This window comes from Flavobacterium luteolum, from assembly GCF_027111275.1.
Lineage (GTDB): Bacteria > Bacteroidota > Bacteroidia > Flavobacteriales > Flavobacteriaceae > Flavobacterium > Flavobacterium luteolum.
Map to the genome: position 1 here is coordinate 4,632,498 of NZ_CP114286.1, position 13,296 is coordinate 4,645,793.

The window sequence follows — 13,296 nt, forward strand, 5'->3', positions numbered from 1 at the left end:
TTGTGAATTGCGAATGATTCGTAAATCTAATTAATCTGCGAGAGGAAAAATAAACTAGCTTTTAAAGCCTATTTAAATCTTCAGAAAAACAAATAAAAAAAGCTGGAATAAATCGCATTTTACGATTTGCTCCAGCTTTTGAATTGAGTTAGTTACTTAAATTTTTATAACACGACTAACGGAGAAATTACACCAAGCATAATTTTGCCAGTATTGTTATTAGATTGTCCCAAGCTTGCTTTCGAATAATCACTATAATCGTACCATCGAGCTACATAAGTGGCAAAAAATTTCAAGTTAAAGTTTTTAATCGGATAAAACTCTACTGTTGGAATAACGCCCCAAGCGGTACGAATTCGGTTTGAACTCACATTTGGATCAGGGATTTCTTTCCATGAAGCCTTGCTTACCATTCCGATCACTGTAAGTTTCCACTGTTCATTTAGAGAATATACAGTTCTAAGCCAATGTTCAATATAATATACATTTTCTGCTGCATGATCTAAAACAGTGTCTGGAATAATATTGCTCACAACTCCTGTTCGATCTAGATCTTCGCTGCTCCATTTGAAATCATATTGAAAAAGCCATTTTTTGGTTCTAAACTGATTCCCTAATGCTGTATAATACATATTTACAGGTTTTCCATTTTTTGTGGCTTCCTGAAAAATACTGAAACTGTAAATGGTTTTAAATTTTCCATCTAAAAAGCTTCCGTTCCAGTTTCCGACGTATGCAGCAGGAAATTTTGCCTCTTCAACATCGGGTACATTTTGATACAGTTCAGAGAAAGTTTTTGTTCTCGAATTTAAAATCTGACCAGAAAAAACGTGATTGGCATTTAATTTCCAGTTTACCTGAACCCCAGTTAAAAAGTTATCTGAATTATCTACGATATCATTGTATTGATAGATATCAATCGGATTCATATCAAACTCATAACCACCCCAGTTTGCTGTCATTTTCCCGATAGCAATACTGGTTCTGTTGGATATATTATACCCAATAAAAGCTAAATCTGTAGAGCTGCTGATGTTATCTGTAGATTGCGGTTCGGTTTCTTTAGTATATCGGTCTCTAAACCTAAAAAATACCTTATCCTTATAGACTTTCCCTTTTACTTCCAATCTAAACTGGTTTACTTCAAATTTACTGCCAGTATATTTTCCGTCGTCGACATAGGTATTAAAGCCTAATTGAGTATTAAAAATTAAATCAACATTATTGAGCAAATCAACTTTGGTTGCTTTTATCAATGGTGTTTTGTGATTTAAGATGGTATCAGTCTGTTTTTCTTGCTGTGCATAAGCGCCAGCCACCAGAAAAACGCCCAAAATTATTGAAGTTAAGATACGCATAGTTTACAATTTCAATTGGTTTAATACTCAAAGAAGTATTCTTGGAGTTTTTTACTGTCAGTAGTTTGTGTAAGTCCCAGCATTAATAGAATCCTCGCTTTTTGCGGAATTAAATCATCTGCGACTATAGTACCAAGCTTTTGATCATCGGTTTCATCAAATAAAGTCACCCTTCCTGACGGAACTCTTGAGGCTCTCGCCACAACGATTCCTTTTTTAATTGCTGCTACTGCAGCATCTGAGTTTACTTTATTAAGATTTCCGTTGCCAAGACCGCCCGTTACAATTCCTTTTACTCCAGAAGCCACATAAGCATTTAATGCAGTTGCAGGAGCATCAGCATATAATTCTACAACAGCAACTTCAGGTAAAGAAGTTAAACCTGTAATATCAAACGGGGTATTTTTATTGGCTTTTCGAACTGGGGTTTCATAAAGTGTAACTTTTCCATCATAAACTTGTCCGATTGGGCCACTATTTGGCGCCGTAAAGGCATTTAAGTGCGTTGTACTAGTTTTTACAGCATTTCTTCCAGTCAAAATGTACTCATTAAATACTAGTAAAACACCGCTGTGTTCGGCTTGTTTTGAAGCCGCTAGAGTCACCGCATCATATAAGTTTTTTGGACCGTCTGCGCTTATGGCTGTTGCCGGACGCATAGAGCCAGTAATAACTACAGGCTTGTCATATCTTACGGTTAACGATAAAAAATAAGCTGTTTCTTCCTGTGTGTCGGTTCCGTGAGTGATTACAATACCATCAGCTTCATTATTTTTATAAATTTCGTTTATTCTTTTATTAAGCTTAATCCAGATATCTACGGTCATGTCTTGACTTCCTACGTTTGAAATCTGTTCTCCCGTAATTTCTGCAACTTTTTCAATTCCCGGAACGGCCGCGATCAAATCTTTTATCGGCAATTCTCCCGCTTTATAAGCAGAACGGTCTGCCGAAGCTCCTTTTCCTGCAATTGTTCCTCCGGTTGCTAGTATCTTGATTCTAGGTAATTTTTGAGCATAAATACCTGTTACTAATAAAACCGATAATAATAATGTAGATAAATTTTTCATAGATCAGATGTGTTTAATTTAACTTTTATTATTTTGTTGAGTTCTCCCAGCTGGTTACATATTCAATTAAAATTTTACGGATGTTTTTTCCAAGAATTAAGTAGCTATCTGTTGGAAGATTGGCAAGAGAAACTCTAATACTCCATTCGGGTCCCGCAAAACCGCCGCCATTTAAAAGTACAATAGCTGTTTTTTCTGCTAAACGGAATAAAATATCAACAGGTTCAAAGTTCTTTTTCAGCCAATTAGCAAAATCATCTCCATAAAAGTGTTTTGCAGCCACCATAATATCAATTTGAGAATAATATCCCGCACGCATCGGGTCTTCTAGAATAGGAACCTCTAATCCTTCCCATAACAGACTTAAACGTCTATTGATAATAGATTGTGTAAGCGTTTTATAAACATCTTGAGTATCTAATAAACAAAATGCAGAGAAAAGCATCATTTGAAATTGCTGAGGCAAGGATAGTCCTGCTGTGTGGTTTAAAGCTACTTGACGGCTATCGGCAACAAGTCTGTCAATAAACTTGATTTTTTCTGGCTGTAATGTCAGAGAAGAATAACGATCGTGCAGTTCTTTTTTGTGAGCAGGACTTAAATTGGCAATTTTTTTATCGAAAATATTGTCCTGATGAATGGCAATTGTTCCTAGTCTCCAGCCTGTACAGCCAAAATATTTTGAGAATGAATATACTGTGATGGTATTTTGCGGAATAATAGCCATTAATGATCTAAAATTATTTACAAATGTGCCATAAACATCATCTGTAATCACCATCAAACCTGGATTATGATTTTTTACAATATCAGCAATATAATTGAGTGTATCGGTACTCATTGCAGAGGATGGCGGATTGCTCGGATTTACCACAAAAGCCACTTTAACGGCTGGATCTTTAAGCTTATCTAACTCAGAATTTGGATATTGCCACGTATGAAAACCGTTTTCTCCAACGCCGCTTGCTTCTACATAAACGACATCAAATTTGTATCGATCTAATTCTGGAATTTCAATATAAGGGGTAAAAGTAGGAGTAAGCAAGGCTATTTTATCACCACGTTCGGTAAGGTGATTTTGCATAAGCGAATCAAAAATATAACACATTGCGGCAGTTCCGCCTTCAACAGCAAAAATATCATATTTGCCTTTGTCATTTCCTGCGCCACACATTTCTTGCACCAAATAGTCATGAACAATAATTTCTATCTGACTTAACATACGATCAGGGACAGGATAGTTAAATCCGATTACAGCTTCTATCCATTCACGAATCCAAGCATCACCATCAAACTCATGTTTGTCTACACCATAATGATATGTTTTCCCTAAAAGGGATGCAGCAGGACTATCTTTATGTTTAGCCAAAAATGCTTCAAAACGTGAAGCCACACCACTTTTATTTTGTACAATTCCTGCTAGAATGCCTTGTTCTTCCATAACATTACGACATTCTTCTAATGCAAATTGTCCGAATAGGAAAAAAGCCTCTCTCGGAACTGTAGCAATCCAGTTTGGGTTTCCTCTTCCCGCATTAAGCGTTATCGCTGTCGATTTAAGCGCGCTTTCTTCTGCCAGATGAATTAATTCGTTTTTAATTTCAAATGGACTGAGGGTCTGAAGTGTTTTTTCTACCTCTCTTGATGTTTTTATTTTTGAAATATCAATTGCCATAACTAAAATGTTTAGAGATTATATAAAAAATTCGACTAACTCATGATTAAAATAATGACGACGCCCCATATAATGAGCAGCGTGTTCCCGACGGCATAGGTCACAGTATAACCCAATGCAGGGGTTTTGCTTTTTACAGCATCTTGTAAAGCTCCCAAGGCCGCGGTAGTAGTTCTTGCTCCAGCAGCACATCCTAAAGTTATAATAGGATGGAATTTGAAAATATATCTTCCGATAAAAAGTGCTAGGATTAACGGAATAGCGGTTGCCGCTGCACCTGCAATGAAAAGTCCCCAGCCAGCTTCTTGAAAACCTACAATAAAACTCGGTCCCGCTGTAATACCCACAACTGCTATAAAAATATTTAGACCAACATTATTCATAATCCACAAAGCAGGTTCCGGAATTCGTCCAAAAGTAGGATGCTGACCTCTTAGCCACCCGAAGAAAAGCCCAGATATTAAGGCACCTCCACTAGTACTAAGGCTTATTGGAACTCCGCCAACTTTAATAGTCAGTGCGCCAAGCAATCCTCCCAATACAATTCCTAAACCTACAAAAGCCATATCTGTAGTATTTGTAGGGCGGTCAGGATATCCAATATGTGTTGCTACTTGATCTACATCTCGTTTAATGCCAATAAGTTCGATCATATCTCCTTTTTGAAGAACAGTATTGGGTAATATAGGCATCTGAATCCCTGATCGTTTTAGAGATCTTACCACAACACCATGCATATATTTTAAATGACGTAAATCGGCAATAGTTTTGTTTATGACTTCTTTTTTTACAATTAATATGCTTAATACTTCTACAGGAAAATTAAGAAGTTCGATATCCAGAACTTCTTTTTCATTCACCGCAACATAGTTCATCATGTATTCTCTTCTTCCACCTAAAGCAACAACATCATTTTCTTTAATTACAAATTCTGGAGTAGCATCTATAATTTCTTTTCCTCTTCGAATTCGCTGTATAAATAAACGTCTGTTATTTCTTTCCAGCTCGTTTTCAACTTCTGCAACTGTTTTGTTGTTCGCATAAGAGTGACCAGAAATTTGGTAAGCATTATATATTACACGATCATAAGCAGAGGCAATACTTGGATCATCTCCTATGGCGTCTCCTCCAAGCTGAATCTCAAGTTCTTTTGCTTTTTCTACTAAATTACCACCAAGTAATTTTGGACCGATAGAAGCCAATAGCCAAGCAGAACCTGCTGTTCCGAAAATATAGGTTACAGCGTAAGCAACGGGAATTTTATTAATTAAAGCCGTTTTCTGATCGGCCGGAATATTTAACTGATTGATCGTGTCTGATGCAACACCAATTACAGCAGATATGGTTTGAGAACCCGCAAGCATACCAGAGGTTAATCCCATATCGTAGCCCATAATTTTGCCTATTAGATAGGGACATATTAAACATAGGATACATACTATAGCTGCGTAAAACATTTGAGGCAGCCCATCTTTTTTTAAACCTCCAAAAAATTGAGGTCCAACGCTATATCCTACAGCAAAAAGAAACATGAGAAAAAAGACCGATTTTACATTGGGAGAAATCACAATGTCTAATTGTCCGACTAAGACTCCCACAAGCAAAACACTGGTAACAGTTCCTAGAGAAAAGCTTCCTATTTTAAATTTTCCGATAAAATAGCCTAATGATAGTGTGAGAAAAACTGCCAGTTCGGGATAATCTTTTAATGTAGTAATAATCCAATCCATAATTATTTGTTTTTTAGTTTAGATATATCAATAATTGATTATGAAAATCGATAGGAGCAGGAAGAAGATAAAGGGAGGGCTTGTAAAACAGATTTTTTTTACGTCGTTCAAATATAGGTCACAAACTGAGAATAATTGTACAAATTGAAAGACGGAGATGTTCCATTTTATAATTTGCAACAAGATAAAATGAAACTTTTCGTTGCAAATTTTTGATTTTTTTACACTGTAAATCAGTGATTTGTGTTTTTTTGGGGCAAAATAGTGCAAACAAAAGCATCAATGATAAAAAGGTTTGTTGCCAAGACTAACTGTGGTTTTTATTTTTCGAACGTAATAAATGGACATCGTAATCAAAAAATTAAAGGAGAAAGAAGTTAGAGTGTTTCTCAAGAAAAAGACATGGTTTTCTTTTTCTTCTCAGTTATGCGTATATTTGAGAGAATAAAAAATAGAAGCCATTATGAAGAAAATAGGATTTTTATCATTTGGGCATTGGTCGAATCATCCATCATACAAAACTCGTACAGCAGCAGATACCTTGTTGCAATCTATCGATTTGGCAGTTGCGGCTGAAGAAATAGGAATAGATGGAGCTTATTTTCGTGTGCATCATTTTGCACAGCAGTTAGCTTCACCTTTTCCTCTGCTTTCGGCGGTTGGTGCTAAGACGAACAAAATAGAGATTGGAACAGGTGTAATCGATATGAGGTATGAAAACCCGATGTATATGGTTGAAGATGCTGGAGCTGCCGATTTGATATCAGAAGGACGTTTACAACTAGGAATAAGCAGAGGGTCGCCAGAACAAGTTATTGATGGTTGGCGTTACTTTGGCTACGAACCTGATGCAGGTGAAACCGATGCCGATATGGGACGTAAGAAAGCTTTAGAATTTTTGGATAAATTGAGTGGAGAAGGATTTGCAGAACCTAATCCATACCCGATGTTTCCGAATCCGCCAGGATTGTTGCGTATCGAACCACATTCTGAAGGATTGAGAGAACGAATCTGGTGGGGAGCTGCTTCAAATGCAACAGCAATCTGGGCAGCCGAAAACGGAATGCATCTTCAAAGTTCTACGCTTAAATATGACGAAAATGGCAAGCCATTTCATGTTCAACAGGCAGAACAGATAAGATTATACAAAGAAGCTTGGAAAAAAGCAGGACATCAGCGTGAAGCAAGAGTTTCTGTTAGTCGTTCGATTTTTGCGTTAGTCAACGATCAGGATAAATATTATTTTGGTGGGCAAGCAAAGGGCAATGATAGTTTCGGGTATATTGAGCAAGATAAAAGAGCAATCTTTGGTAAAAGCTATACGGCCGAACCTGATAAATTGATCGAAGAATTAGCCCAAGACGAAGCGATTCAAGAAGCAGATACATTGTTGTTGACGATTCCAAACACTTTAGGTGTTGATTATAACATACATATTTTATCGTCCATTTTAGAACACGTTGCGCCTGCTTTGGGCTGGCGATAATTGTATAAAAATATACACAGAAAAGCCTCAAATAGTACTATTTGAGGCTTTTTTTATTTATGAGCTTTCCTAGCGGAATATTGAATATCGAACGTAGCGAGTTTTAATTCTCATTTTGGAATGTCCATCTTATCATTTTGATAGGTATTTGTTTCATGATTAAAAATAAATTTGTTTCAAATTGCTGATAATTAAAGCGTTGTTTTGTTTTTTGATGTTTTGGCATGTGCTTTGTTTTTGCTGATGAAAATGAGAACCAAAAAACAATAACATGAAAACAGATAAAACTAGAAGCAAGAAAATTACAAAAGAATATGTATCCAATAAATCAATGAAAAATAAAGACCAGTTTATTAATGTGATGGTTTTTAGCATTGTCTTTTTTATCGCTGTTTTTTTGATAGCTCAAATGGTGTAAACTGAGCATATGAATTTTACACTTTTGACTATTATTAATAAACGAAATATACAGCAGCAATGAAAATTATAAGTCCCATAATCAATCCAAATATAAACCTGACAAAAAAGAGCTTTTTCTCTATTTTACCTCCAAATAATAAAGCAGTTTCATCTGATCAAGAGGCTGAATCTCCAATTGATTTTATAATTGAAAAAGCCAGATCAATCCATACTTTTTGGATCAAGCAAATTTGCGAGGTTACTTTATCATCTGCCATAGCTCGTGGAACAGGTATTTCAGGTCGTTCACCAGAATTTCTAGAAAAGAAAATGAATACAGGAGAAGCCGTCATTGCATTTGCTTCAGATGGAAGATGGGCGGGTTTTTCTTTTATTTCTTCCTATGAAAATGGTCAATATGTTTCAAACTCTGGTCTTATTGTAGCGCCCGAATTTCGCCATACCGGTCTTGCCAGAAAAATTAAAGACAAAATATTCGAACTTAGCCGCGAAAAGTATCCCACGGCCAAGATATTCAGTTTAACTTCTGGTCTTGCAGTAATGAAAATGAACCACGAATTAGGATTTCAACCCGTTACTTTTTCAGAATTAACATCAGATAACATGTTTTGGGAAAACTGCAAATCCTGCGTTAACTGTTCCATTTTAATGAGCAAAGAGAGAAAAAACTGTTTATGTACTGCTATGCTTTATGATCCTGAAGAAAAAGAATAGAGTGCAGGATAATAACATCTATCTAAATTAATTCCGATTAGCATCAATATGATAGTAATGCAAAAAAAGCATTAACAAATAAAAAAATAGCATTTCTAAGCATAAGGTTTTTGTTTAGTTTTATCTTCTGAAAGAGCATTCGTTACTTTCTTACTTTACAAATTACCAAAATAATGATTACAACCAAACGACTTATAATAAAGCCTTACAGACAGGAAGATTCAGAATGCTTTTTAAATGCTTTAAATGATAACAGCGATCATTTATACGATTACTTCGCTAATATGATCAAGGTTAATGACAACTTGGAATCAACAAAAAAGTATTTCGAACAGAAAGATTTGGATTGGAAAGAGAATAAAAGTTATGCCTGTGGAATATTTAAAAAAGAAACCAAGGAACTTATAGGACATATATCGGTAAGAGAAATCGATTGGAAAATACCTAAAGGTGAATTGGCCTACTTTATATTTAAACAGCATAACGGTAATAATTTCGGAGCAGAAGCTTTACATGCATTTAAAAATTGGTGTTTTACTGAAAAGAAGTTTAATAGACTTTTTATGAAAATTGCTGAGGAAAATATAGCAAGTATTAAAGTTGCCGAACGTTCTGGGTTTATATACGAAGGACTTTTAAAGAAAGACTACAGAAAGCGTGAACAAAATTTAATCGATATGAATATATACGGATATACAGAAGATTTGAAACTCGAAAGAACTAATTCTCAGAATGCAGATTTTTCAAAATTAATTGTAGAATTGGATGCCAATTTAGCAAGTAGAAATGGAGAGATGCAGGAATACTTTAATCAATTTAATAAACTAGACAGTATCAAGCATGTTATTATTGCGTATGTCAATGGCACTGCAGCGGGTTGCGGAGCCATAAAGCAATTTGACAGTGAATCTGTTGAGGTAAAACGTATGTTTGTTTCTGAAGAATTTAGAGGAAGAGGCATAGCACATAAAATTTTGAATGAACTTGAAAACTGGGCAAAAGAATTAGGTTATGCAGCGACCGTTTTGGAAACCAGTAATGTGCAGGTCGAAGCAGTTAAACTATATACTAAAAGCGGTTACGCAGTTACTGAAAATTATGGACAATATGCTGGCATCGAAAGCAGTATTTGTTTTAGAAAAGAATTAGAGCTTTAACTCTAAGTAAAAACAACTTCGATGTTGTTATTAGCAAATAATAAAAAGCATCGAAGTTGTATATTTAATTTTTCCGGCCCAAATTGTTTTAAAGTCTATATATTATAGAGCATCCCAAGATGCGCTGGGATAATAAATAGAACTTGTAACTGGAGCTGTCCAATAATCTTGACTTCCGCCACGGAAAGTGTGTAGACTTACAGCATTTACATTTCGCTTAGAATCGTTCGTTACCCAGCGAATTTTTTCGTTCAATATCTCTGTTCCATTTACGTAATATTTAACGTATCCATCTGTATTAGAACCCGTATTCAACTTCACAGATATTTGACAGTTATACGTCACACCTTCTTGGATATAATATTTTTTTCCAAAATCATTGCCATATTGTCCTGGTTGATCTCTGTAATACACATAAGGCTGAAGATAAGCGCCACTTCCTTTTGTACTGTTAGATCCACTAGGGCAGTACCACATAAATCTGGCACTTCCGCCATTTCCGTCCCATGCTGCGTCGCCACCTGTGTTTTGGTCACCAATTAAGATTCCATATCCACATTTTCCACCTCGGCTCCAATAAAATCCGTTGTTAAATTTCATTTGAAACCAAACAGTATAAACACCCGTAGACCAAACGCCGTACGATGTGCATAAACCGCCAGGACAAGATAATGTATTAGTTTGCAATGTAATGGTTCTTGCTCCAGCTGTTCCTTTAGCTGTTGTGCTGCCTTCAAGCGGTGCATTAGCAGAGATGGTATCTTTGTTAGCAAGCTGCTGTGCTTCTTTTTTAGCAATTTGTTTTCCATTTAAATCTTCTTGTTCCTTTTCACAGGAATTAAGCACCAATGCTGTAATAAATAATACGCTGGTTAATTTTAAGAATTTCTTCATTTTTTTAGTTTTAAGGTTAGTAAACGATTAATAGTTAGTAATAATAGATAGTAGATTACGGTATTTGGGAACCGAAAGTGTAAAATTGAAGAATATAAATTTTAAGAAGGAGTAATAAAGTACGTTTTTACGTACACAGAAATCCGAGCTATATTTTTTGTATATTTTTAAAGATTGATACAACTCTCTTTTCTTCAAAAATGCTCCATTGGAGTATAATATTTACAGCAAGTGACTGGGATATAATTTTTTATAAATGAAAAGATTCTTTTTATTAAATTTATGTAGTCAATATCTCATAGCAGAAAAAAATGTTTTTTCAAGAAATATCTTTTTTTGCGTACTATATGAGTTATAAGGATTTTAAATATGAAAAATGACGATGAATAGATTTTGTCTATTTTGGAAGTAGTATTTACAATCCACAGCCCTAATTTTCTCTTTCATTAGTTTGTAATTTAGTAAAAAATAAAATTTTTCAACTATGGATAATCAATCAAATGACATCAGCAAATGCCCTTTTCATAACGGGAGCATGGACAAGCAAGCAGCTTCAGGAACGAAGAATCGTGACTGGTGGCCTCAACAGTTAAAATTAAATATCCTAAGACAAAATTCAGTATTGTCAAATCCGCTGAATACGGATTTTAATTACGCAGAAGCGTTTAAAAGCCTAGATCTTGAAGCTGTAAAGAAAGATTTACATGCTCTTATGACTGATTCACAAGATTGGTGGCCTGCCGATTTTGGTCACTATGGCGGACTTTTCATTAGAATGGCTTGGCATAGCGCTGGAACCTACAGAGTGCATGATGGTAGAGGAGGAGCTGGTGCTGGACAACAGCGATTTGCACCTCTTAATAGCTGGCCTGATAATGTGAGCCTTGATAAAGCAAGAAGACTGCTTTGGCCAATAAAACAAAAGTATGGACAAAAAATTTCATGGGCCGATTTGCTAATCTTAACAGGAAATGTTGCTTTGGAGTCAATGGGTTTTAAAACATTTGGTTTTGCAGGAGGACGTGCCGATGTATGGGAAGCAGATGAATCTGTGTACTGGGGATCTGAAACTACTTGGCTTGGTGGCGATGAACGTTACAAAGATGGTTCAGAAGGTGTTCCGAAGGATCATGGTGTGGTTTCATCAGATGATGATGCAGATGGAAAGATTCACAGTAGAAATCTTGAAAAACCTCTTGCCGCAGTGCAGATGGGACTTATATATGTAAATCCAGAAGGGCCAGACGGAAATCCTGATCCAATCGCAGCAGCCAAAGATATACGAGATACTTTTGGGCGTATGGCAATGAATGATGAAGAAACGGTAGCGTTAATCGCTGGCGGACATACTTTTGGTAAAACTCACGGAGCCGCTTCATCTGATCACGTAGGTAAAGAACCAGAAGCTGCTGGCTTAGAATTGCAAGGTCTAGGATGGAAAAACAGTTATGGTTCAGGAAAAGGTCCAGATGCAATTACGAGCGGACTTGAAGTGACTTGGACAAAAACGCCAACCCAATGGAGCAACAACTTTTTTGAAAACTTATTTGGTTTTGAATGGGAACTTTCTAAAAGTCCAGCAGGTGCACATCAATGGGTTGCAAAAAATGCTGAAGCAATTATTCCAGATGCTTTTGATCCTAATAAAAAGCACTTGCCAACAATGCTTACAACCGATTTATCGCTAAGACTAGACCCAGCTTACGAGAAAATCTCACGCCGATTTTTTGAAAATCCTGATGAATTTGCAGATGCTTTCGCTCGTGCATGGTTTAAACTGACACATCGTGATATGGGGCCGAGAGCTCTTTATCTTGGATCTGAAGTACCTGCAGAAGAATTGCTATGGCAAGATCCTATTCCAGAAGTAAATCATACATTAATTGACGATCAAGATGTAGCTCAGCTGAAAGAAAAAATATTAAATTCAGGTTTAAGTATTTCTCAGTTAGTTTCGACAGCTTGGGCTTCTGCATCTACATTTAGAGGATCAGATAAACGAGGCGGTGCAAACGGTGGACGCATAAGACTTGCACCACAAAAAGACTGGGAAGTAAATAATCCTGCTGCATTAAAAGTGGTTTTAGATAAATTAGAAGCTATTCAAAAAGAATTTAATAATGTAAATGGTAATAAAAAAGTTTCATTAGCCGATTTAATTGTTTTGGCTGGTTCTGCTGCTGTTGAAAAAGCGGCTAAAGATGCTGGAGCTTCAGCTTCTGTTCCTTTTTCTCCAGGACGTATGGATGCTTCTGCCGAGCAAACAGATGTTGAATCTTTTGGCTATCTTGAACCGAAAGCGGATGGTTTTAGAAATTATAGAAAAACAAAATCATCTGTTCTAACAGAAGAACTTCTTATAGATAAAGCAAATTTATTGAATCTTACAGCACCAGAATTAACAGTGCTTTTAGGAGGACTTCGCGTTTTAGATATTAACGCGGATGGAAGTAAAAACGGTGTTTTTACCACTCGACCAGGTCGTTTGACAAATGATTTCTTCGTAAATCTGCTAGATATGAACACGCAATGGCAATCGGTTTCTAATGATCAGGAACTTTATGCAGGAAACGATAGAAGAACCGGACAGCCTAAATGGATTGGAACACGTGCCGATCTTGTTTTTGGTTCAAATTCAGAATTAAGAGCAATTGCAGAAGTGTATGCAGCTTCTGATGCGCATGAAAAATTTGTGAAAGATTTTATTGCAGTATGGACTAAAGTAATGAATTTGGATCGATTCGACTTAAAGGCTTAATACAGTAGAAGCAATAAGTTAATAATAGGAACTG

Annotated in this window: 10 protein-coding genes; 5 read left to right on the forward strand and 5 right to left on the reverse strand. The window is 36.0% G+C overall.

Going from position 1 to position 13,296, the window contains the following annotated elements; genetic code table 11:
- Positions 1–164 precede the first annotated feature (164 nt).
- The 4 genes from OZP10_RS19840 to aspT are packed head-to-tail and all read right to left on the reverse strand — an operon-like array spanning position 165 to position 5,833.
- Positions 165–1,358 (reverse strand): porin, encoded by a 1,194-nt coding sequence (locus OZP10_RS19840; RefSeq protein ID WP_281632413.1) that lies wholly within the window; start codon positions 1,356–1,358, stop codon positions 165–167.
- A 20-nt stretch (positions 1,359–1,378) separates the two neighbouring features.
- On the reverse strand, positions 1,379–2,428 hold the full coding sequence (locus OZP10_RS19845) for a type II asparaginase (protein ID WP_281632414.1): 1,050 nt from the start codon (positions 2,426–2,428) through the stop codon (positions 1,379–1,381).
- Between the two features lie 28 nt (positions 2,429–2,456).
- Positions 2,457–4,103: an aspartate 4-decarboxylase gene (gene aspD, locus OZP10_RS19850; protein ID WP_281632415.1), complete on the reverse strand. Its 1,647-nt coding sequence runs from the start codon at positions 4,101–4,103 to the stop codon at positions 2,457–2,459.
- A 35-nt stretch (positions 4,104–4,138) separates the two neighbouring features.
- Positions 4,139–5,833 (reverse strand): aspartate-alanine antiporter, encoded by a 1,695-nt coding sequence (aspT, locus tag OZP10_RS19855; protein ID WP_281632416.1) that lies wholly within the window; start codon positions 5,831–5,833, stop codon positions 4,139–4,141.
- A gap of 463 nt (positions 5,834–6,296) precedes the next feature.
- Between aspT and OZP10_RS19860 the strand changes: the two genes are divergently transcribed.
- The 4 genes from OZP10_RS19860 to OZP10_RS22685 all read left to right on the forward strand — a co-directional run bounded on the left by OZP10_RS19860 (position 6,297) and on the right by OZP10_RS22685 (position 9,610).
- Positions 6,297–7,319: an LLM class flavin-dependent oxidoreductase gene (locus tag OZP10_RS19860; RefSeq protein ID WP_281632417.1), complete on the forward strand. Its 1,023-nt coding sequence runs from the start codon at positions 6,297–6,299 to the stop codon at positions 7,317–7,319.
- A gap of 271 nt (positions 7,320–7,590) precedes the next feature.
- On the forward strand, positions 7,591–7,737 hold the full coding sequence (locus OZP10_RS19865) for a hypothetical protein (protein ID WP_281632418.1): 147 nt from the start codon (positions 7,591–7,593) through the stop codon (positions 7,735–7,737).
- A 59-nt stretch (positions 7,738–7,796) separates the two neighbouring features.
- Positions 7,797–8,453: a GNAT family N-acetyltransferase gene (locus tag OZP10_RS19870; protein WP_432419403.1), complete on the forward strand. Its 657-nt coding sequence runs from the start codon at positions 7,797–7,799 to the stop codon at positions 8,451–8,453.
- 173 nt (positions 8,454–8,626) lie between these two features.
- Entirely contained in the window at positions 8,627–9,610 is a 984-nt protein-coding gene (locus OZP10_RS22685) for a GNAT family N-acetyltransferase (protein WP_349293745.1), read from the forward strand.
- Between the two features lie 102 nt (positions 9,611–9,712).
- Here the strand turns inward: OZP10_RS22685 and OZP10_RS19885 are convergent, their stop codons facing one another.
- Positions 9,713–10,504, reverse strand: coding sequence for a polysaccharide lyase (locus OZP10_RS19885; protein WP_281632419.1), 792 nt, complete (start codon positions 10,502–10,504; stop codon positions 9,713–9,715).
- Between the two features lie 484 nt (positions 10,505–10,988).
- Between OZP10_RS19885 and katG the strand changes: the two genes are divergently transcribed.
- Entirely contained in the window at positions 10,989–13,262 is a 2,274-nt protein-coding gene (gene katG / locus OZP10_RS19890) for a catalase/peroxidase HPI (RefSeq protein WP_281632420.1), read from the forward strand.
- The last annotated feature ends 34 nt before the right edge of the window (positions 13,263–13,296 follow it).

What these genes read in the sequence shown, in the direction of transcription:
- katG (WP_281632420.1), top strand. Translation starts at nt 10,989, where the DNA reads ATGGATAATCAATCAAATGACATCAGCAAATGCCCTTTTCATAACGGG.
- OZP10_RS19870 (WP_432419403.1), top strand. Translation starts at nt 7,797, where the DNA reads ATGAAAATTATAAGTCCCATAATCAATCCAAATATAAACCTGACAAAA.
- OZP10_RS19885 (WP_281632419.1), bottom strand. Translation starts at nt 10,504, where the DNA reads ATGAAGAAATTCTTAAAATTAACCAGCGTATTATTTATTACAGCATTG.
- OZP10_RS19845 (WP_281632414.1), bottom strand. Translation starts at nt 2,428, where the DNA reads ATGAAAAATTTATCTACATTATTATTATCGGTTTTATTAGTAACAGGT.
- OZP10_RS19860 (WP_281632417.1), top strand. Translation starts at nt 6,297, where the DNA reads ATGAAGAAAATAGGATTTTTATCATTTGGGCATTGGTCGAATCATCCA.
- OZP10_RS22685 (WP_349293745.1), top strand. Translation starts at nt 8,627, where the DNA reads ATGATTACAACCAAACGACTTATAATAAAGCCTTACAGACAGGAAGAT.
- aspD (WP_281632415.1), bottom strand. Translation starts at nt 4,103, where the DNA reads ATGGCAATTGATATTTCAAAAATAAAAACATCAAGAGAGGTAGAAAAA.
- aspT (WP_281632416.1), bottom strand. Translation starts at nt 5,833, where the DNA reads ATGGATTGGATTATTACTACATTAAAAGATTATCCCGAACTGGCAGTT.
- OZP10_RS19840 (WP_281632413.1), bottom strand. Translation starts at nt 1,358, where the DNA reads ATGCGTATCTTAACTTCAATAATTTTGGGCGTTTTTCTGGTGGCTGGC.
- OZP10_RS19865 (WP_281632418.1), top strand. Translation starts at nt 7,591, where the DNA reads ATGAAAACAGATAAAACTAGAAGCAAGAAAATTACAAAAGAATATGTA.